This is a genomic window from Leptolyngbya sp. FACHB-261 (assembly GCF_014696065.1).
Classification (GTDB): Bacteria; Cyanobacteriota; Cyanobacteriia; order FACHB-261; family FACHB-261; genus FACHB-261.
This window is the reverse complement of the sequence record NZ_JACJPL010000027.1, coordinates 695,195-716,046: the sequence shown is the minus strand read 5'-3', so window position 1 is coordinate 716,046 and position 20,852 is coordinate 695,195. Positions and strand designations below refer to the sequence as shown.

The 20,852-nt window shown below is 53.0% G+C and carries 18 protein-coding genes and 1 other RNA gene; 10 read left to right on the top strand and 9 right to left on the bottom strand.

Annotated elements, in window-relative coordinates; genetic code table 11:
- Positions 1 to 2 precede the first annotated feature (2 nt).
- The 3 genes from H6F94_RS22905 to ssrA form a co-directional block, all read right to left on the bottom strand.
- The gene (locus tag H6F94_RS22905; RefSeq protein WP_190804538.1) at positions 3 to 956 is read right to left on the bottom strand and encodes a glycine betaine ABC transporter substrate-binding protein; all 954 of its coding nucleotides are present in this window, start codon (positions 954 to 956) and stop codon (positions 3 to 5) included.
- A gap of 233 nt (positions 957 to 1,189) precedes the next feature.
- Entirely contained in the window at positions 1,190 to 1,951 is a 762-nt protein-coding gene (locus H6F94_RS22900; RefSeq protein ID WP_190804537.1) for a biliverdin-producing heme oxygenase, read from the bottom strand.
- Positions 1,952 to 2,158: 207 nt separating this feature from the next.
- Positions 2,159 to 2,550, bottom strand: a transfer-messenger RNA (tmRNA) gene (gene ssrA, locus H6F94_RS22895).
- A 160-nt stretch (positions 2,551 to 2,710) separates the two neighbouring features.
- On the opposite strand from ssrA, the gene dnaG reads away from it, so the two are divergent.
- Positions 2,711 to 4,630, top strand: a complete 1,920-nt coding sequence (gene dnaG / locus H6F94_RS22890) for a DNA primase (protein WP_190804536.1) — start codon at positions 2,711 to 2,713, stop codon at positions 4,628 to 4,630.
- A gap of 51 nt (positions 4,631 to 4,681) precedes the next feature.
- Here dnaG and H6F94_RS22885 read toward each other — a convergent pair whose 3' ends face one another.
- Positions 4,682 to 5,164: a hypothetical protein gene (locus H6F94_RS22885; RefSeq protein WP_190804535.1), complete on the bottom strand. Its 483-nt coding sequence runs from the start codon at positions 5,162 to 5,164 to the stop codon at positions 4,682 to 4,684.
- Positions 5,165 to 5,773: 609 nt separating this feature from the next.
- Positions 5,774 to 6,796, bottom strand: a complete 1,023-nt coding sequence (locus H6F94_RS22880; protein WP_190804534.1) for an SGNH/GDSL hydrolase family protein — start codon at positions 6,794 to 6,796, stop codon at positions 5,774 to 5,776.
- Positions 6,797 to 7,212: 416 nt separating this feature from the next.
- Between H6F94_RS22880 and H6F94_RS32565 the strand changes: the two genes are divergently transcribed.
- Positions 7,213 to 7,353: a Uma2 family endonuclease gene (locus tag H6F94_RS32565; protein WP_242041340.1), complete on the top strand. Its 141-nt coding sequence runs from the start codon at positions 7,213 to 7,215 to the stop codon at positions 7,351 to 7,353.
- A 220-nt stretch (positions 7,354 to 7,573) separates the two neighbouring features.
- Here the strand turns inward: H6F94_RS32565 and H6F94_RS22870 are convergent, their stop codons facing one another.
- Entirely contained in the window at positions 7,574 to 12,409 is a 4,836-nt protein-coding gene (locus H6F94_RS22870; RefSeq protein WP_190804533.1) for a translocation/assembly module TamB domain-containing protein, read from the bottom strand.
- Positions 12,410 to 12,537: 128 nt separating this feature from the next.
- On the opposite strand from H6F94_RS22870, the gene H6F94_RS22865 reads away from it, so the two are divergent.
- A complete protein-coding gene (locus tag H6F94_RS22865) occupies positions 12,538 to 13,446 on the top strand; it encodes an RluA family pseudouridine synthase (RefSeq protein WP_190804532.1) in 909 nt (302 codons plus the stop codon).
- Positions 13,447 to 13,607: 161 nt separating this feature from the next.
- On the opposite strand, the gene H6F94_RS22860 is transcribed toward H6F94_RS22865, so the two are convergent.
- On the bottom strand, positions 13,608 to 14,024 hold the full coding sequence (locus H6F94_RS22860) for an acyl-CoA thioesterase (protein ID WP_190804531.1): 417 nt from the start codon (positions 14,022 to 14,024) through the stop codon (positions 13,608 to 13,610).
- Between the two features lie 105 nt (positions 14,025 to 14,129).
- The gene (locus H6F94_RS22855; protein WP_190804530.1) at positions 14,130 to 15,044 is read right to left on the bottom strand and encodes an acyl-CoA desaturase; all 915 of its coding nucleotides are present in this window, start codon (positions 15,042 to 15,044) and stop codon (positions 14,130 to 14,132) included.
- A 321-nt stretch (positions 15,045 to 15,365) separates the two neighbouring features.
- Here H6F94_RS22855 and H6F94_RS22850 point away from each other — a divergent pair, with 321 nt between their 5' ends.
- The 6 genes from H6F94_RS22850 (at position 15,366) to H6F94_RS22825 (ending at position 19,605) form a co-directional block, all read left to right on the top strand.
- Complete coding sequence (locus H6F94_RS22850) at positions 15,366 to 16,652, top strand: TetR family transcriptional regulator (protein WP_190804529.1); 1,287 nt, start codon at positions 15,366 to 15,368, stop codon at positions 16,650 to 16,652.
- A gap of 165 nt (positions 16,653 to 16,817) precedes the next feature.
- A complete protein-coding gene (locus tag H6F94_RS22845; RefSeq protein ID WP_190804528.1) occupies positions 16,818 to 17,426 on the top strand; it encodes a hypothetical protein in 609 nt (202 codons plus the stop codon).
- A 101-nt stretch (positions 17,427 to 17,527) separates the two neighbouring features.
- A complete protein-coding gene (locus H6F94_RS22840) occupies positions 17,528 to 17,998 on the top strand; it encodes a hypothetical protein (protein ID WP_190804527.1) in 471 nt (156 codons plus the stop codon).
- Between the two features lie 275 nt (positions 17,999 to 18,273).
- Positions 18,274 to 18,600: an SLC13 family permease gene (locus tag H6F94_RS22835; protein ID WP_190804526.1), complete on the top strand. Its 327-nt coding sequence runs from the start codon at positions 18,274 to 18,276 to the stop codon at positions 18,598 to 18,600.
- A gap of 26 nt (positions 18,601 to 18,626) precedes the next feature.
- Positions 18,627 to 18,776: a hypothetical protein gene (locus H6F94_RS22830; protein WP_190804525.1), complete on the top strand. Its 150-nt coding sequence runs from the start codon at positions 18,627 to 18,629 to the stop codon at positions 18,774 to 18,776.
- A 55-nt stretch (positions 18,777 to 18,831) separates the two neighbouring features.
- The gene (locus H6F94_RS22825; protein ID WP_190804524.1) at positions 18,832 to 19,605 is read left to right on the top strand and encodes a ZIP family metal transporter; all 774 of its coding nucleotides are present in this window, start codon (positions 18,832 to 18,834) and stop codon (positions 19,603 to 19,605) included.
- A 76-nt stretch (positions 19,606 to 19,681) separates the two neighbouring features.
- Here the strand turns inward: H6F94_RS22825 and H6F94_RS22820 are convergent, their stop codons facing one another.
- Entirely contained in the window at positions 19,682 to 20,008 is a 327-nt protein-coding gene (locus tag H6F94_RS22820; protein WP_190804523.1) for a hypothetical protein, read from the bottom strand.
- Positions 20,009 to 20,061: 53 nt separating this feature from the next.
- Here H6F94_RS22820 and H6F94_RS22815 point away from each other — a divergent pair, with 53 nt between their 5' ends.
- Positions 20,062 to 20,697, top strand: coding sequence for a purine-cytosine permease family protein (locus H6F94_RS22815; protein WP_190804522.1), 636 nt, complete (start codon positions 20,062 to 20,064; stop codon positions 20,695 to 20,697).
- Positions 20,698 to 20,852: the final 155 nt, after the last annotated feature.

Here is a 20,852-nt window from a genome sequence, read left to right as displayed (position 1 = left end):
GATCACGAGGTTTTGAGCAGGCCCTCTTGGGTCAGAAATTCTTTGGCCACCTCGGCTGGCTCGCGCTGCTTGCCACTCACCTCGTAGTTGAGACGGCGCATCGTGTCATCGGTAAGTTTAGGCGCCAAAGCGTTGAGAGCGTCACGAATGCCGGGATTTGCCTCCAGAGCCGCCTGACGCACGACCGGTGCAACTTGATAGGGCGGAAAGAGCTTTTTGTCGTCTTCGAGCGTCACTAGATTGAAGGCGCTGATCTCTCCGTCGGTCCCGAAGGCCACAGCGACATCTGCCTGACCATCCACCAGACCCTGGTAACGCAGGCCTGGATCGATGCCTTTATAGGCCTTGAGCTTAAAGTCACCGTAAGCTTTTTGCAAACCAGGTAGGCCATCTTCGCGAGCCTCGAACTCTGGCGGTCCAATCATGGTTAGCTCGCTCGCTTTGGCTGCCATGTCGGAGATGGTCCTAATGCCGTACTTCTGAGAGCCCTCCTGAGTCATGGCCAGCGCTTGAGTGTTGTTCATGGGCGCTGGGTCGAGCCAGACCAGGTTGAATTTTTCTTGGTAGTTCTTGGCAACCGTATCAAAAACCTGCTTAGGGTCACTCTCAACCGGCAGTTTAAGGATAGTCAGCAAGCCCGTGCCGGTGTACTCCGGATAGAGATCGATCTGCTCACTTTCTAGGGCTTTTTGAGCGACAGGGGTGCCCCCTAAATTGAGCTTGCGCTCTACTTGTAGGCCGCTGTTCTCTAGAACCAGGGCATACATTTCGCCCAGAATGAATTGCTCGGTGAAGTCTTTTGAGGCGACGCGAACAGGGCCGGAAGCCGCAGCTCCCGAGCTAGAGCCTGCTTCAGGACTGGCCCCACCGGTACTGCCACCACTGCTACAGGCGATGACGGTGACCGCAGTGACCAGAGCCAGCAGCGGGACTAGGAAGCCACGAGCCAGTTTCATCGAGTCAACTCCCAAATCGTGTTCATGTTCTCTTATGCTCTCTCGAAAAATCAGAGTCTTAGCGATCACTCTCAGAATCAACAACCGGGACACAAACTAAAGACCTGGCTCCCCAGCCTCCCTACAGAAATCTCGATTCCCGCAAGAGGTTGACCAGCCAGGTCTTCACGTTGAATTTAAGGCGATTCGAAGTTGAGTTAAAGGACGTTTTAGGCAGGCGGTAGAGAGACGAACTACTCCGCTGCGGGAGTTAGTTCGGTGCTGCCAGCACCACGACGCCGGGTGAGCGAGTTGAAGAGCATCACGCCGATTGCTTTGATCAGGTTGCCTTCCAATTCGTTGAACAAGCGCATATTCAGCTTGAAGGCGGCATTGGCTTCGGCCACGATGGCGTCAGCTTTCTCGGAGCTAACAGGCAGTTGGTCTAAAGCTTCCCGGTAGGCTGTCTTGAATGCCTTGGCATCGGGGATCTCAGCAAACTCATAGAAGGCTGTGCCTTGGCTACCCTCTAAGCCCATCGCCCGGATCGCGATGTTCTTGAGAATTTGCCCGCCCGATAAGTCACCCAAATAGCGGGTGTAGGAGTGAGCCACGAGCAAGTCAGGATCGGTGTTAGAGAGGTGGCGAATGCACTCCACATACTCCTTACCCACAGGCGAGGGTGCAATCGTGTTGCGCCAGTTCGGGCCAAAGTAGTAGGCCATATCCTGCTCCAGGCTTTCCTTCCGCCACAGTTCGGGCAGGTACAACGCCTTGAGCACAGGATGGCGACGGTGACGCTCAAATTCTTCTTCAAGCGCCGAATAAATAAAGTAAAAGTTGCCCAGCAGCTTGCGGTAGGACTCTTTCTCTACGACCCCTTTGAGGAAGCACTTCACGAAGCCGACATTCTCTGCCATTGTGTGGGCTTTCTTGGTGCCCTCACGTAACTTGGTCGCGAGGCCAACTTCCTCGTAAACCCCATCCTGAGGTTTCGTTAATAAATCGTTACTCATCTCAATCTCCCTACGCCGAACCGTGCAGGGCCAGTTTAACCAGCCATCTATCCAACGGTCTAAACCGTCTAACTTGCTACAGTAAGGTATCTCGATGAGAAAATTTATTAAAAATCCTGAAGGTAGTTCAGGTGCAAAAGTCACTCAAAGCTAGATGTGGGGGAGAGTTAACCTCTCCCCCACATCCCACAGTAGTTGTTCAACAATTGGTGGAGCTGACGGGAGTCGAACCCGTGTCCGAACCAGCTCATAACCTTCCGATCATTCACAGGCTTAGCTTCCAGACCCTAGAAGCGGGGACCGTCACTTATCCCGGACGGTGGGATGCTCAGGTATTGGTCTTTGCTAACGCACTGACCTGAGGCAGTTTGCTAGCGCACCCGTTGAGGGTTATCTGCAACATTTAACGGGGTCGTGTTACAGATGCTCGAACCTTAGATTAGGTTTTTTTTAGGCAAGCACGGTGGCTTGACGACGAGCGAAAGGTACGATGTTGTTCGCATGTACGATTTTTGAGCCTTTGATTTGCGAGAGGAGACTCACTCTCGGCCTGCATCACGAGTCAGTTCCCACTAGCCCGTCGAAACCGTTACAGCCCCCTGTCCAATTCAACTACTGCAACTCCTTAGATTATAACGTATTCTTTTTACGCGCAAGTCCTAAGTCAGGTTTTGAAGCTCTCGTGCAGGGCTGATTCTAGGCGCGAGAATAGGGTGTGCCTCCAGTAGGATCTGGGAGCCTGTGCCCATCTCCTCATCTATGGACATCCCCCGTCTGCACCCATCCACGATTGACGAAGTCCGCACACGGACTGACATCGTGGATGTGGTGTCAGACCATGTGGTGCTGCGCAAGCAGGGCAAAAGCTATCTCGGCTCCTGCCCTTTCCACGATGACAGCTCCCCCAGCTTCAACGTCAGTCCAGGACGGCAGTTCTTTAAGTGCTTCGGTTGCGGTCAGGCCGGCGATGTATTCACCTTTTTAATGGAGCTGAATAAGCGTTCCTTTACTGAGGTGGTGCTAGACCTGGCTCAGCGCTACAGCGTGCCTGTCCGGACTCTAGAACCAGAGAAACGGCAGGAACTCCAGCGGCAAATCTCGCTGCGGGAGCAACTGTACGAGATCTTGGCCAGCACCGCTAATTTCTATGAACATGCCCTGGGGCTACCCCAGGGGGAAGCTGCTCTGACCTATTTAAAAGAGGGCCGACAGCTAAGTGAGACCACAATTCGCCAGTTCAAGCTGGGCTACGCACCAGGAGGCTGGGCTACGCTCTACGGCTTTTTGGTTGAGCAACGGCGTTATCCGCCGGAGTTAGTTGAGCAAGCGGGGCTAATTCTGCCGCGCAAAGAAGGTCGGGGCTACTACGACCGCTTCCGTGACCGTTTGATGATTCCGATCTGCGATGTACGCGGGCGAGTCGTGGGTTTCGGGGGTCGGTCTCTGGGCGATGAGCAGCCCAAGTATCTCAATTCGCCGGAGACTGAACTGTTCAATAAAGGAGCCTTACTCTTCGGTTTGGATCAGGCGCATGAGGCGATTCGTCGAGCTGACCAGGCACTGGTTGTGGAAGGCTACTTCGATGTGATCGCCTTGCACCAGGTTGGAATTACCCATGCAGTTGCCAGCATGGGTACCGCCCTCAGTGCTGCTCAGGTTCGCTCTTTGCTGCGCTACACCGACTCGAAACAGGTGGTGTTCAACTTCGATGCTGACCAGGCAGGAGCAACTGCGGCAGAGCGAGCCATTGCAGAAGTGCGGGAACTGGCAGCGCGGGGCGAGGTTCAACTGCGGATTCTGGCGATGCCAGAGGGCAAAGACCCCGATGAATATCTGCGAGCCCATAGCCCTGAACAGTATCGAGAGCTATTGAGCGCTGCGCCCCTGTGGTTGGACTGGCAAATCGACCAGATTTTAGAGGACAAGGACTTACGACAGGCGGACCAACTCCAGACTGCTAGCCAAGACCTAGTCAAGTTACTCAGTGGCTTGCCCAATGCCATTGTTCGGACCCACTACACCCATGAGTGCGCCCAGCGCTTGAGTTTGGGCAATTCGCGCATGGCAATTCAGCTGGAAGAAGAACTGCGCGAAGCAGTACGCGGCAACCGCTGGCATGGTCGTTCCCGTCGCTGGCAGGCGCCAATTGCCACCTCGCGGCTCGAAGTGGCTGAGTCGCAGCTTCTGCAGCTTTATCTGCACTTTCCTCAGTACCGCTCTGTGGTTGAGGAACTACTAGCGGAGCGAGACCTAGACTTCATGTCGCACTACCGTTTTCTCTGGCAGCAAATTCAGAAGGTTGATACTGAGACTGACCTGATTGAAGTCATCCAGATCCAGCTGGCTGAGGAGCCGGACCGGCTCAACCAAGTCATGCGCTTATTCTGGCTAGATGAAAATGCTCGCATTGCCTTAATGCGAGCTCCGCTGGTATTGAAGGCGTCAATTGCTTATATGGAGCAAGTAATTTGTGACAAGCGCCACTACTACTTTATGGATCTCTGGGAGAAGACTGACGTTCAGCGTTATCCAGAGTTGGGCTATTTTTACCAAGACAAGATTTATGCTGAGAAGCGCCGGATTCAAGAGCTAGAAGAGCAGCGCCGTATTACCTATGCTGACCTACTTCAGAACCCACTCTGGGAAGATTTTGGTCGGGAAGATAACCCTTTAAATTAAATCTATTGAATTGAATATGAAATTGAAGTAGTTCTGCAGCGAGGGAATGGGCTACTTCTGTAGGGAAACAGGATTGCTTGCTGCTTGAATAGGAGCCCCTTGCATGCGGGCATACTGCTCGTTAACCTGAGCACACATACCTAAAATGCGGCGGTCGTTGGCACTGACCTGTTGAAGGCGTTGATATTGGTTGAGGTTCACATTGAAGGGATGGGGTTGGGTATCACCAACGCCAATTACCGCTAGGTTCATGCTCTGACCTTGCAGTGAACCGGAGAAGCAGGCAAATTCTGAGCTAGGTAGATAGAGTGCGCCGCTGACTTGTGTTCCCCCCCGACGCTCAAAAACTACATACTCGCTACCAACTTGGTCTGGTTGGTTGCTAGTGCTGTAGAGGTAGGTTCCATCTGCTTGCCCAATTGCAGGCTGAATAGCGGTGCCAGCAGCCATGATCGTTTGGGGCTGAGCCAAAGCAGCTACAGGCGCAACCAAAAGGCCAGCAAGAGCCAACGAAGCAGCAAGGAGGTGTTGCATAACGATGCGGAACCAAGGAGGTATATCTCTATCCTGCGAGTTTCTTCTCGCTACGACACCCTACTTTTGGGTGAATCCTTATGGTGATTTCTCTCACTGAAGAATTACAACAACTGAGTATTTAATTCAGATCGCCCGGCGTTATTAACTTATGTAACTAGATGCTTTAGTTGCAGGCTATTGGGATATCCCAAAGCGACAAAAGTCTAGGAACGAGATCACAACCTATTGGTTCGCTCGATCACAGATGGTTGATTGAATCAATGTCTTAGAGGCCAGGATTGAGAAGAGAGCAGCATAGATATGCTCAAGATGTACCCGGGTGAAGAATGTAAACCGCGCTAAGTCTAACCCAAGAAGTTTGCGAAGCCTCATTATGCCCAGCACGGGAGAGTAACTCATGTGGTTCGAGGTTGGTTACCGGCTGTGTAAGGCTGGGGCTGCGAAATCTACTCTCCCCAAGGAGGTTAACTTCTCTGAGCTGAATTTCCGAGAGCTGAATCTTTGGGGCATGGCAGGATATTACTGGTGCAGCATAATTAGGAATTGTGCCACCCCAAAACAAGGGATACCTAGCTAAGTTATTTCGGGCTAGAGGGCTAAAGTTAGTTATCCGGTTAAGCGTTCGGTTAAGCGTGTTGTTGGCGAAAGCAAAGAAAAGGCCGCCTTGGCCAAGATTAAATGAGCAGTGGTTGTAGGATGAATAATATCCCAGAAGAAAAATGTATCCGTGTAACCCTGAAATTGGGCTAGCTGATCGAGTTCAGTATTGATTACGTCTGTAAAGCCGAATCTCGAGGGCTCGGCAACAACTTGTTTAAACAGAGAATTGACATCGAAAGAAATAATATTCACGTCAGGCTCAACAGACTGGCTCAAGGCCTGAAGGGCTGTTGCTAAACCAGAATTGTGGGCCTGCGTCAATGTATTGAGGTTAGCAGTTCGTTGGCTGTCTCTAGATAAACCCGGAAAATCGCCTAAATCAGGCAAGTTGGCCACCATAATCTGCTTGGCACCAACATCAGCCAGAGCTTTGACACCGTTGGCTAGATTCTCGACCGGGGTCATGGAATTGGCTTGCAGATTGATCTGAGGATTGGCTGGGGGGTTGGCTGGAGAATTGTCTAGGTTGGAATTCAAGTAATCATTAGCCCCTGCCCAAATAGTATAAAGTGCCTTGGCGTTAGCCTGCTGCTCAGTTGCCTTAAAGGATGCGGTAAAGCTATCGAGCTGTTGTTGCAGTCCTAGTAAATTGGCTGGATTATTAGGGATAAAGATGTTGGTTCTGCCCGTTGTTGCTCCTGACACCGCAAAGTTAATGTGATCTTCTGAGGAGAGTTTGAGCAGCCGAGCCAGATACTCTACCCAAACTGGACCATTGGAAAAGCGCCCTCGGAAATAGGGAGGTGCTGGCGGAAGTCCCTGTCCTAAAGCCTCCTGAGTGAGGTCGAAGGTGTTGCCAATATCTGAGAGGCTGTCACCGAATACGTAGATACTATCGAATGTACAGTGTTTCTGCTGTAATTCAGGAGGCTGAAAGTGCGCGAGAAGTGCATCGGTTACTGAATCTTCTGTATCTAAGACACGATTAGCCGCTCGATAGGCAGCAATAATCTTGAAGACGTTGAGCATAACCCATCCTTGCGCTGTTGGAAGGTGCAGGTTCCGCACCACTCGCCTTCACCTGAGTCCATCAGTTAATCAGTGTCAGCCTTTTGAACTGATGCAGTTGAAGATGTAGGGCAATTAAGCATGTGGCTGGGACATGCGTAGCTCAACTCGCAAAATTGCTATTCTCTGTCTTCATTTTATTGAGTTCTCACTTAATAAGTATCTGTAAATGTCTGAGCGTAATTTGAGAGCAGTAATTTGGAGCCAAACTTCTCTTGGCAAGTCTATGCCTAGCACCCACTTTTGCCTTGAGACTTAAACTTCAATCCGGAGCTAATACCTGCCTGCTCAATACTGACCTGCTTTCGTGACCTGCTTTAAGATATTGGTACTGCGTCGTCCCTGACGTGGTTTGAGCAAGTCACGAACGGCTGGCAATGTTGCTGAATGAGGCAGGGTACTTAACTGGAGCACCCGAACTGGTCGTGGAAGTCTTACCACCCGGTGTGGATAACGAGCAGCGTGATCGAGACTTGAAACTCAGGCTCTACTCAGCCCGAGGCGTACAAAAATACTAGCTTGCAGAACTGGCTTGCAGATTGGGGCTTAAAGCAAATTGAAGTCTATCCGCGGGAGAAAGCTGCCTTAGGATTAGTCGAGACTTTACTAGTGAATGACGAACTGGTGAGTCCTTTGCTGCCTAATTTTGCTTATCCTTTGGCGCGCTTATTTGCTTGATTCAAAGCTTTTGCCTTTTTTCACCTTTTAATCAGGGCGAATTTAATGAATCGCGAGCCTTTAGAAGCGGGTTTCAAACTCTACACTGGCACCAGCCTCCCCGCCTAAATCGGTAAAGGTGCGCAGCAGAATTTGGTCGCTGACACGATAGCGCAGTGTAAAGCGAGTGGGCTGCGTTGAGTTGGTGAGCACTTGCAGCACCGAAACTGAGAAGCGGCGGCTAATATCGACTGCGGCTTCCATCGCTAACCCCAGTGAACGGTCGCTGCTGCCTTGCTCGGTTGGCAAAATGGTCGGGAAAATACGAAATTCAGACAGACCTAGAGCACTGGCAACCGCACCCTGAACTGTATTCAGCAAGGCGGAGCCCGCAAAATTTGCCAGAACCAGAGCGGTATCTGCTGGGCCTTGCCCTAATGTTTCTGTAAAGCCGCCTCCGATTAGGGCCACGATCTCGGCCTCGGAGCGAGGCGGTGACGAGGTCAATGCCAAGTTGAACTGGCTGGCTCGCCCAGTCACAGTGGCTCTGACCTGAACGGTGCGCAAACCGCCCAAGCCAATCCCTGTAGGATCAACGCCTCCCAAATCATTGGCAATGGCTGGTGTTGTCTCAGTTACAGCACTGGCAACCCGAACATTGAGATTCGGGTCTAGCCCTTGGGTGGGCACAAACTGGGCATAGTTCTCCTGGGAGCGATCCAGGGTAAAGCGGGTCGCGAACAGATTCACCTGGCCGCGCTGCAAGCTGACCCGTCCTTCAGGCCGGATGCCTTGCAGGTCACCGTTAAGCACAATGTCGCCTGTTGCCAGGAAGTTGAGAAGGGGTGGACGCGTGATCTGAAGTTGTTCTCCTAATCTCAGGCGCAGATTGTTGAACCCAGGTGTGATAGCCGCGTTGTTGCCGCCGCCACCGCCACTAGGGGCGAGGCCTGGGCCACTACCAGTATCGGGAATTAGAACCTGGCCCTGGCTGAGCGTGATCTGTCCGTTCAAAATCGGTTCAAAGACGCTACCTGTGACGGGAACGACGCCGTTTACTCGACCACTGTAGAGGCCCTTGAGGCTCAGATTGATATCGGTCAGGCTGACGGTTAGGGGATTATCGACATCAGGGTCACGGCGGCGCAAGGCTCTATTCAACGGCAACACGCCCAAGGCTCCGACCTGACCACTGCCAAAGCGGCCCTTCAGCGGCTCGGTAATCCGCACCCGGTCCTGATCGAACTGAATGTTGCCGGTGACATCTGTTAGGTCACTACCTTGAAGCAAAGAAGACCGGAAAGAAGCGCCTCGGAAGGAAGCAGAACCTGTGGCTAGAGGCTGAGCTAGGGTGCCGCGCACCGCTAAGTTGACATCGCCCTCGCCGCCGACCCAACTGACCTGTCGGGAGAATAGATTGAGCAGGGCCAGTCCTTCATTGCGCACATTCAAATCTAGCCGTAACTGATTGCTAGCAGGTTCAACCCGTGCGAAGGGTAAACGATAGGGAATGCTGCCGTTGATCACAGTTGGGCCTGAGTTGGCCAGTGCCAAGGTGCTGTCGAAGCTAAGCCGCCCATCGCGATAGTTGAAAGTGCTGTTGGCTTGCTCTAGGGGCGTACCGTTCAGCTGGCCCTGGTTGAGGACGAGCTGACCATCCAATAACTGCGGGTTGTCCAGGTTACCGGCCAGGGTTGCAGTGCCACTCAAAGTTCCTGTAGCGTCAAATGGCAACCGCAATAGGTTTTCCAAGTTCTCGACTGGGATGTTGGCCAAACGGACCTGCCCAGCTTGCCGAGTACCGCCGACGCGCCCAGTAAACTCACCCACCTGTTCGCCGCTGGCAAAGCGTAAAGGAGCCAGGGTGAGCGCACCGTTGGCAAACTCGCCTTGAGCTGTAACGTCCTGCACCTGAAGCAAGTCGCCCCAGCGCCAGTCTTGACCACCCAGATTGAAACTGGCTGTGATGCCCTGTTGCAGGGAGCCAGTGAACGCTAGAGTGCCAGAGAAGCTACCCTGAAGCTCATTCAAGCCTGGCAGTAATGATTCCCTGGCTTGCAACCGCTGCTCCGTGATCAGGGCTTGAATCTCTGCAAAGCGTTGCAACTGAGCGTAAAGGGTTTCACGTGGGGGAGAGAGCTCGGCCAAACCTCGGGCGAACACATTGTCCAGCACATTGGCGCGACCATAACGGCCAGTCTCAAAGATCCGGCCAAAGTCGGAGAAGTCAAAGATCTGAAGCGCTTGTAGGATGTCCTGAATTTCGCCCTGAACTACCTGGACTTGAGCGCTTAGTTGGGGCGTCTGGCCGGGGCTGAAGCGACCGGCGAGCTGATAGCGGCTGCGTCGGGGCAAGCGCAGGTCGCCGTTCTCCAGGCTCAGGTTGCCGTTGGCATAGCGGATGCGCCCAGTGAACTGCTCGGCTCGAATCTGGCCCAAGCTGGGACGCACAACAGCTACATCTCCCAGCAAACTAATGGTTCTGGGGTTTAGTGGGCCTCGGGCTGGCAAATCAATTGCGAAGTCACCTGAGAGATCGCCGCCCACGGCTCCAAAGCGCTGGGCGGCAGGTCGCAAGCCCAGGGCGCCAAGCGGAAACTGTTGTAAGGCCACCAGCAGTTGATTGCCTTGAGTTTCGCCAACCGCTAGTGTCTCGCCGTGGCGCACCTCAAAGGTGCGAGGTCGGAAGTTGGCATCAGTGAGTAGGGCGATGCGGTCGCCGCCGCCATTCAGGTCCAAATTAACGCCTGCGTCAGTGTAGGCAACGTGGCCACTCAGCCGGTCAGCAAAATCAAAGTTGTTGACCTGGAGATTATTGAGGGCAAGGGCTCCAGCTACGCGGGGTGCGCTGGGTGTGCCTGTGAGCTTGCCACTGAAGTCGGCACTGCCCACTAGGGCAATGGTTTCTGGCAAGGATACCGCCAGATTGCGCAGCGGAAAGTCGTTGGTTTGCACGTTGAGGTTCAGGGCACCGACGGCAGGGGAGCCTGGTCCCTGCAAGCGAACGCCGATCGTGCCTTGTGCTTGAACCCGCTCACTGCGAGCATCGCGCACAATAATTTGCTGACCGTCCCAAGCCACCTGAGTTGTCAAGGGCTGCCGGATTACGGCGATACCTTCAGAGAACGTCAGATTACCTGCGGCGCGAATATCTTGAGGCCGGAATGAGGCCAAACTGCCACTAGCGCCAACCGTGCCATTGAGCAAGCCCCGTTGTTCGGGAGTCAAGCGTTGCAGGCGGATCCCTCGCAGACTAGCGGTGCCCTGCCAGCGTCCGGGGCGACCCTGACTGCCTAAAGTGACTGTGCCATCGGCTTGAACTGTACCCCCGGCAACGTTGAGAACGGTATTGCGCAAGGTGGCTACACCGCGTGCCACCGCCACTTCACCGCGAGCAGGGTATGTCGCGCTGGGTGCCTGCCAGCGTGACACGATCTGGATATTGGTAGCGGGTCCAAAGACCTGAGTGTTGGCACTTAGCGGCCCAACCGCTATCGGCAAATTGCCCCCGTAGGTCCGGGCCAACTGCTCACCGGAAACACCAGCAGCCTGGAAATTGAGGGCCAGTCCACCACCCTGGGCCAAATTGACCTGACCCCCACCGCGAACTACACCGCCAATGGCGGGATAAGCCTCAAAGTCAGCCAGCGTGACTACTGGGTTCACTAGCTGGAAGCGACCTCCAAAACGTTGGAGCGGAATGCGGTCGAATCGCCCCTGATTGTTAGTGGAGTTGAATTGACCTGCCAGTACAGGCTGCTGGCCTGTGCCAGTCAGGGAAATTGTGCTCCTGACCTGACCGGCCACGGGGAATGGCAACCGGACATTGAGGGTACGCAGCAGCACGTCCAGATTGGTTGGTGCCGTAGCTCCCTTGACGTCAAACCCTTTCGGGCCGATGCCACCTGTGGCCTGGAAGGGGACTTGGCCGTAGCGAGCTTGCAAACGGTCGAAGTTGGCGGTCAAACCGTCTAGACGCAGAGTGCCAACCACGCCATTGAGCAACTGTGGCACTCTCGCAACTTTAGCGGTAACTCCTTGGACCTGGACTGTGCCATCAAGAGAGGGGGATTCTGGGGTGTACCAGCGCACGCCCACGTTGCCATTCAGCGTACCGTTTAGTAGATCGACGGGAATTTGCGGTAGGAAGCCGTTGACGATCGGGGCTGCTAGCCGCTCACCCTGTGCCCGTAAGGTCAGCAACTTATCGACCAGATCCCACTCGCCTCGCAGATCGAGCCGCCCGCCCTCGACCGCATTTGCAGTTGCTTGAAACTGCACTCGGCGATTGGCCGCTTCGGGGGTGGGGTTAAACCATTGCGTTTGAACTTGGACGTTCTGGAGCACCCGAGGCTCACGGGCGCGCGGTTTAACTTGGGTCCCGGGCGCTGGAGGTAGTGGCGCAGGCACCAGGGTCAGCTGACCATCCTCAATGTTTACCGTTTGCACTTGGATAGTGACGGTTCTCTGGCCTTCCTCTGGAGCCACGATTGGCCTCAGCCATTGCCGGTCAGCTGCCTGCTCGATGTAGATATCGGCCTTAACTAGGGTAATGTCGAGATCCAGGGTGCGAGTGAATAGCAGGCGCGGCAGATTGAAGCCAACTTCAACAGCTTGCGTTGTGGCTTTGTCCTCATCCTTTGGCGTTGCGGGAATTGCGGAGGGACCAAAGCGCATGCCCACGAACGACACCCGCTCAAGTGCGCCAACTGTGACAGGCCGATTGAGGGTTTTGGCTAGACTCTCGGCAACCAGAGGGGACAGGCGCTCAGTCAGGAAAATGCGGGCACCCCAGCTCAGACCTAGCAGCCCTGCCGTGAGCCCCAGACCTAAGCCCACCCCGACTTTGGCCAGACGGTAAGATCGCTCTGGCTGTTGGGATTGCTCTGGTTCGTGTTCTGTCTCGGGCTGGGTCACACTCTCTCCTGGGTTAACCCTCGATTGGGTCATCTGGGATTCTAGCTGGCGAAATCCCCGAATCGCTTTAGGTAGACGCCCCTATCTCAGCCAGGCTGTCGCAGAATGAGCGAGGAGGAGCCGGTCAGATGAATAGCGGTTGGGTTTATCGAGATCAGATCAGGTCCAGCGCCGAGGGGCTAACGGTTCTGGATTACTACACTCGCCATTACCGTCACTCCAACCAGGTTGAGTGGCAGAGCCGAATCCTAGCAGGTCAGATTCTGCTCGATGGTGCCTCAACCCAACCCGAAACCTGTTTAAGGGCTGGTCAGCAGCTTACCTACCACCGTCCTCCCTGGCAAGAGCCGGATGTGCCTTTGACCTTTGAGACGGTGTATGAGGACTCAGAGTTGCTGGTCATAGCAAAACCCTCTGGGTTACCCGTGCTGCCGGGAGGTGGCTTTTTGGAGCACACGCTGCTTAGGCAACTGCAACAGCGCTACCCTAACCAGCCACCCATGCCGATTCACCGCTTAGGACGGGGAACCTCTGGTTTGCTGCTGCTGGCACGTTCGTCTCAAGCAAGAGCTGCTTTGAGCCAGCAAATGCGTACTCACCAGATTGTTAAAACTTACCGAACTTTAGCGGTTGGTAACTCAATGCCCGAGTGCTTTCGGGTGACTCAGCCGATTGGCAAACTAGCCCATCCGGTCCTGGGATATTTGTATGCTGCTACGCCTGATGGCCTCTCTGCTCAGAGCGATTGCCGCGTGCTGCAACGTGGGACCGAAACCAGTTTGCTGGAAGTGGTAATTGCCACCGGTCGACCGCATCAAATTCGTATTCATCTAGCGGTGGCGGGCTATCCTCTGCTGGGCGATCCACTGTATGGCAGCGGCGGTTTACCTTTGAGCGTGCGGCCGGATGAGATGGGAGAAGTGCCAGTTCCCGGCGATTGTGGCTACCATCTGCACGCCCTGAAGCTGGAGTTTCACCATCCGCTGACGGGTGAACGCTTGCGCTTGAGCTGTCCCCCACCGCTAGATTTAGCCTGAGCTTGAGGTTCACGAGCGTTTGACTTGTGCCAGAGCTAAGCGAAAGAGGCGTGCGAGATGTTTGCCAAGCGCTCACACGAAGTCAAGCCATCAGGATAAAAACAGGATAAAAAAATTGCGGTTTTCCTGGTGCTCCTGCTCCAGTTGGGCTTCCTGTTGCTCTAAGTTTCTGAAAGTAAAAACGGTGTAAATAGGGCTTGCTCTTCTGCACCTAAACGACGCGGACGCATGGTTGCGTGGGTAACAAATAGACCGCGTTGACGACCTTCGGCAGCCAGAATATTTTGCGAATTGTAGAAGCGAAACTCCATTTGAGCCGACGCTTTTCTCAGTTCAGAAAGCCATAGCTCAACACGGACAGTCTCACCCAGATACAGAGGATTTTTGTAAGTAATCTCGGTGTGGACCAGCACCGGAACAAAACCTTGGGCATGGGCCTGATGGACGGGTAAGTCAATTGCCTCCATTAGCTTCATGCGGGCAATTTCCATCCACTGAATGTAGACAATATTATTGACATGCCCAATGAAATCGATTTGGTAGGTGTAGATCGGCAGCTCGAAGCTGATGATTGCCATGCACGAATCTCCTTGAAAGACCCAGCAAAAGACTTACAAAATAAACGGGAAGGGTTACAGTGCTGCTTCCCTTCCCGTCTCGAATTTATTGAACGTTGGTTCGCGTTAGTTCTTCACTAACTGTTCGCGCCAATCTGCTTTCGGCAGCGTGATTTTTTGCACTAGGCCTAGTTTGCGCAGGGCCTGGATTGACCACCAAGTCACATCCACTTCCCACCAGTGCAGACCCGCCTTCGCCATGTTGGGATAGGTGTGGTGGTTATTGTGCCAGCCTTCGCCATAAGTAAGTAGGGCAGCCCACCAGAGATTGCGCGAATTATCAGTGCTTTGGAAGTTGCGATAGCCCCACTTATGCGACGCAGAATTAATCAGCCAAGTGCTGTGCCACAGTAAGATAGCTCGCATGACGCCGCCCCAAATCACACAAGGCCAACCCCCAAATGCGTAGAGCGCTAAGCCCAGTGGAATCTGAAAGGCCAGGAACCATTTGTCCATAAAGCGGTAAATCGGATCCCGTGCCAGATCGGGCGCAAAGCGGAAATAATTTTGAGGATCAAAGTGCTCAGGCCGTGAGTAGAGAATCCAACCCATGTGGCTCCACCAAAATCCCCGAGTCGAGGAGTAAGGGTCATGATCTTCATGCTCAGTAAAGCCATGGTGCTGACGGTGACCCCCAACCCAGAAAATCGGTCCACCCTGCGCGGCTAAAGCCCCAATTAGAGCCAAGAAATACTCCACAGGACGGGGAACCTGCAAGCTGCGATGGCTGAGCAGCCGGTGATAGCCCAAGCAGATACCCACGCTGCCGAATAGCCAGTGCAAAACCAGCATGACTCCCACTGCCTTCCAGGAGAAAAACCAGGGAGCACTGAGCGCAACCAGATGCACCGCACCGAAGAATGCAACGTTAACCCAGTTCAGGCGCAGTTCTGTAGGAGGACGCTGAACACTAGCAGTCGTCTCACCTGCCTTCTCTTGCGAGGAGTTAGGCGCAGACAAAATATCGGCATTAAAAGCCATGCAAACTTCCTCGTGGAGATGAAAAATTAGTGAATTCTGAGCAAATGTGAAGGAAACGCAGCGAAAACCCCAAAAGAATAGAAGTCATCTAAAGCTGTAGGAGAGCTTCACTGACTTTGCCAGAGCCGCTTGCAAGTGGTGCAAGTCTTGCTTGCTTTCACATTTGCCTCGCTTCAGCCTAGCTAGCTTTGGATCGAATTGCAAGTGGCACTTGCAGGTTTTTTAGTCCACCGTTGGTCAGAGTTTTGTCGGGGGTATCGAGGAGACACCTCTTCCTATCCATTCCGACTAGACTGGTGCTGCTATCTGTTCAGGCGCTCCATGACTGTTAACCCCGCTGCGCTACCCGAGCAACCCCCGGTCACCGGTGTTCGTGACCGGCGCCGCGTCTCAATTCGGACGCGCCAGAAAATTATTGACGCAGCCTTGGAGTTGTTTGCCCGTCAGGGGGTTACCGAGACCACAACCCGGCAAATTGCTGAGCGGGCAGGTGTGAATGAAGTCACCCTCTTCCGGCACTTCGGCAACAAGCACGGCTTATTACTTGCAACTATCCAGGAGTGTGAGGTGTTCACAAGCATTGGGCAGTCTTTGATGCGCCAGACCAACTGGCATGGCGATCCCCGCCAAGAGCTATTGCAGTATGTCGATACGTGTCTGCAAGCTTTGGAGGAAATGCCAGATCTAGTGCGTTCTGTGGTCGGTGAGTCGGGTCAGTATCCTGAGGAAAACCGACAAGCTCTGGGCCAGGGCTTTGTGCAGGCCAACCGTGCCCTAGCCGCTTGCCTCGCCTCAGCGGTACGGGCCGGTCAACTGCAACTGCGCCTAGCACCGGAAAATCTAGCCAGCCTAATCAACAGCACGATTCTCGGTTATGCCGTGGTAGAAGTCACCTGTCGCCCACCCGATATGCTGGGCAACCTGTGGGCGGGACGAGGCGAGTTTCTAGAGAGCCTGGTTGACTTGTTTTTGCAGGGCGCTGAATTGATCGGCTCTCCGCCCCTGAAGACTGCTCATCTAGAACTGGCTGTACCCTCTAATGGAGCTGAGGACTTGGGTGCTTCAGTTTCCCACAGCATCCTGGCACAGGCTAAGAAAGCAGGCGCACAAGACTATGCTCTGGCTTGGGTGTTATTTGGTGCAGGGTTGACTGTAGCTGAGGTGCTGCGCCTGCGACAGGGCGATTACAGCGCTGAGCCAGACTGGGAGATGCTACGGGTCTGCTCGTCCCAAGGCACCGTGCGTCAAGTGCCCATTAATCAAAAAATACTAGGCCGCCAAGTTGCAACTGCTAATAACAGTCCGCTGAGCCGCTATTTACGGCGTCGTGGTGCAGGACCACAACCTAGCCAGCCTCTATTTACGCTGACAGAAGCCGAAGTTTTAACTTGCTGGCAGCAGTGGACTAATGGTTTTACTAATCCGGATGCCACACCACTACGCCCTGACCAAGCGCGGCAAAGCTGGTGCGTTGATATGCTCTGCCGCGGGGTAGAACCTGCTAATTTAGAGATTCTGAGTGGTCTAGATACAGCAGCCTTAGCGCCGTTTATTCAACGGGCTAGAGAAAAAGCAGCGCTTAGCCAAGCGGTAGCGCTAGATCAATAGAACCCAATGCGATTCAAAAGTTTAACTTTAGTTAACAGACTACTCCGCTTGAAGGCTTAGCTAGGAATAGACGCGCCTAGAGAAACCCACCTGAGGGGAGACGCTAATGCGCGCCTTTCCTCTTTAACATGCATGAGGTTAGCTAAGCAAAAGGGACGTAACTCCATGCAGAAATTCTCGAAGTTCGCTCGGTCTCTACATCGAGTGGTTCTTTTAGGGCTGTTAACAGGTTTGCTCTGGCTAAGCAGTTCGCTCACAACTTCGGTACAGGCTTTGCCATCCGGAGACTATCCCGGTAAGGGACAAAATCTTAGCGAAGAAAGCCGCCGTTCCTACGCCGAGCGGCGTACGATGAGCGCAGATGAGGCGGCTGAGGCCCAGTTACGGCGGACAGAAGCAGCAGCCAAGCGGATTCCAAGAAACCTGGGCAATGCCGAAAAGAATACAGAACGTCGAGTTGAGCGGGCTGTTGATGAGCTGGGCAATGATCAACTAGAACGTGCTTTCGGCGGCATTGATAACGCAGAGCGTCGTAGCTCGGCAGAACGCCAGGTTGAAAGTGTTAATGATAAATTTGATCGCACTGGCAATAAGCTAGACCGCAGTATTGATCGAGCTTCCGACAAAGCGGAGCGTCAACTCAACCGAACCTCTCGTAGTGCTGAGCGTGCTGGTGACGACCTAGGCGACAACATCAAGCGCACCGGTGATGACTTGGGTGATGCAATCAAGCGCACCGTTGAAGATATTGGCGACACATTACAAGGCAAGTAACGCAGGTTTGCGTTAGCTGTGCTCTAGTCGTAATTCAAGTTCAGGCTAATAGCCGTTTTCAGTTTCATAACCAGCTTATCAATTAGGAGAAGACTCGCTTTATGTTCGCAATTTCTAGCAACTTGATCCAAACCTTCAAGCGCCTAAGCCGCTCCTTAGCCATAGCCTTGCTTGTGGGTCTGATTGGCTTATTAAGCCTGCCTGCTGCTCCCGTTGGGGCCGTTCCTTCGCCAGAAAGAGCTGAAGACCTGGTGAACCCTGCCTCTAAAGATACCTTCCACGAGCGCTACGCAGATCAAGAAGATGGCGTGCGTGCTCCGGTTAAAGGAGTAGATTTAGGTGGTGCAGCCAAGCGCACCCTGCAAGGCGCACGCGAAGGCAGTGAGCGAATTCAAGAGCGGGCCAGCCGTTCGTTGAATGACCGTACGGAAATGCGGGAAAAAATGAACCAGGTCACCAAAGGTGAGACCCAAGAATGGGGACCCCGTGGCGTTACCACCAAGATTTTGGACAATATTGGTGACACTGTTAAGGGTGTGACTGAAGGCGCTGGCAAGGCGATCAACGACTAACTTAAGCCGGTGAGCCTAGCTATCCCTGCTCGTTATTCATTTACTTGCTGTTTTGAAATCCTGTCTTGATAAGGCAGGGTTTTTTTACGGCAATTATATTGCGAATGAACTTTATTGCACGAATACTCTAAGAATTCAACTGCCCGTTAGCTGGCCCGTTAGATAATGGGTTCGCTAGTCAGGAAGTTTGGCTGGAATCTGGATGCTTTGCTGGTGCTTTTTCCGGCTTTCCTCTAGAGTTCAACTGCATGACCTAGCGAAGGATAGCTGCCTCGGTGGACTGGACAGCCCAAGCATTCGTGAGATGTCTGATTCTGGCTTTGACCTATGCGGCTATCGCCTTTGAGGAACGAGTAATTCGTTTTGTAGACCGACCCACTGCTGCATTAGCTGGGGCTGTGGCGATGGTGTTACTGGGTGGGTTTCCTTTGGATAAGCCGTTATCCTCGCTAGATGCTCAGACCCTTCTATTTTTACTGGGGATGATAATCTTTGTGGCGGTGTTAGGACAGGCTGGGCTCTTCACTCGCATGATTAGCTGGTTCCTATCACTCCCTGGATTGAAGCCTTGGGGCAGTCTAACAATCTGTGGTTCACGTTAGCTCTGCCCAGGACGTTTGGTGGTAATTTGACTCTGCTCGGCTCGGCTAGCAATTTGATTGTTGCTCAAGGCGCAGGTAGTTCAGGTGTGCTCACATTTTGGGAATTCCTGCGGGCGGGTGTGCCCGTGACCCTGCTGAGCCTGGTCCTGGGTGTGAGCTGGCTGAGCCTTTTTTAACAAAACCTTTAAGCGCAGAGAATACGATGTAGATAGGCATTGACGGGAGCGCACTGTGGGAACCTTACAACTGGGATTACTAGCCAGTTTGCTGGCAGGCATGGCAACGGGTGTCGGCGCGCTGCCCATTTTTTTTATTCGGGATGTCACGCAAAAGGCTCAAGATATCATGCTGGGCTTTGGTGCGGGTGTGATGCTCGCCGCGACTGCTTTTTCGCTGATTATTCCAGGGATTGAAGCGGCGTCTGGGATCACAGGCAGTAAAGTTTCTGCGGCTTTTATTGTTGCTGCGGGTCTGTTGTTAGGTGGTATATTTCTTTGGCTTAGTAACAAATATTCGCCTCACGAGCATTTCATTAAAGGCCCTGAAGGTTCAAGTAGCGCCAATCTCAGAAGAATTTGGCTATTTATTATTGCGATCACCTTGCACAATCTGCCAGAAGGCCTGGCCGTTGGTGTCGGTTTTGGTGGAGGTGATTCTGCCAATGGCTTGGCTTTAGCCGTTGGCATTGGTTTGCAAAATATGCCAGAAGGTTTGGTGGTTGCCCTAGGATTACTTGCAGCGAAATACTCCAAACAAACCGCCTTCTTAATTGCGCTAGCCACAGGTATGGTTGAACCCATCGGTGGATTACTAGGCGCGGGTGCCGTTTCAGTTGCAGAACCGATTTTGCCTTGGGCTCTGGCTTTTGCGGCTGGAGCAATGCTCTTTGTGATTAGCGATGAGATTATTCCTGAAACTCACCGCAAAGGTTTTGAAACGGAGTCTACCGCAGGTCTAATGGTTGGCTTTGTGGTGATGATGATTTTGGATGTGACTCTGGGCTGAGCGAGGCAACACTGTGGTTTCTGTAACTGATCAATCGGCTTTTCGCTGAGCGAGCACACGAACTTCCGTGAAACCTTCAGGCTGGATGCCAATAATGCAGCTTTAGCAAGGTATAAACCTGCTGTAGGTAATGGAGATTGTAGCCACCAATTGGGTTAAGCATCTCATTCAGTTGAGTCTGGATAAAATAGAGAACTTCCATCCTGGGAGCATGGAGCCAAGTTGGTTCATTAGTCTCTTCGGTAGCATCGGAATTGGCATTGGAAGCAACATTGGCGTTGCGATACCAGCGTTGGGTTTCTAATACATATTTGAATTCAAATTCTGCTTGCTTGTAAATTTGCTCGGCCACCACACTGGGCTGAGGAATTTCTGCATAGCTGGTCATATTACTACTGATCATCGTCTTTCTAGGTGTAGGGCGGTTGACGCTCAGACCACTAAGGCGAGACATTCGTGACAAAAGCTGACCGCCATTTAGCTTACAATTTAGTCCCTGCGGGTTGGGTCCTGGGAGTATTACTGGTTGTTATCGGTTTAGACTTCTGGACCGGTCTGCTAGCTATTGGGCTGGGCGATATCCTGGGTTGTTTGCAACTGGCTCTAACGGCGAGCACGAGCGTTGATCTGACATTGGATGCCGTCATTCGCAACATTCAAACCTTGACGGGTTCTCTAGATCCCTTGGCGCTGTTAGCCGTTGGTTTGTTCTCAATTGTTAATAATGCTCTAAATGATAATACGGCGGCCTATACCCTGATTTCTGCAGGTATTCGGGTCTCGCGGCCTGTCTCTGCGCTCATCTCTGCTGTGCTCAGCTTCAGCATGGCCGTCTACGGCTCAGGCAAGTTTGCGATTTTGTACGAAAACTATCTGCTAGTCATGCTCTATTGGGTTGCTCCCTGGTTAGGAATTGTGTTGATCCACTGGTTCCTCAATGGTCAACGCACACCAGCAAGCTATCCTGCGGGCTGGACTCGTTCGGCCACAATTTTTGTATTAGTGGCTGTGCTCACCATCTCTCTGTTCTCTTCAACTCCTGCCTACACTGGCCCAGTTGCTCGCTTACTAGACGACACTGACATTGGCTAGTTTGTTGGTTTTTTGTCAGCAGCAGGTCTATATATTCTGAGTGAGTGTTGGAGCGCAAAACCTCAAGCAAATTAGAGTTTGATCGTGCGTTTCAAGTTGACAATACTTGACCTTCATGGGGAGCTGACCAAAGCTTCAGACCTTCGGTAAACTTG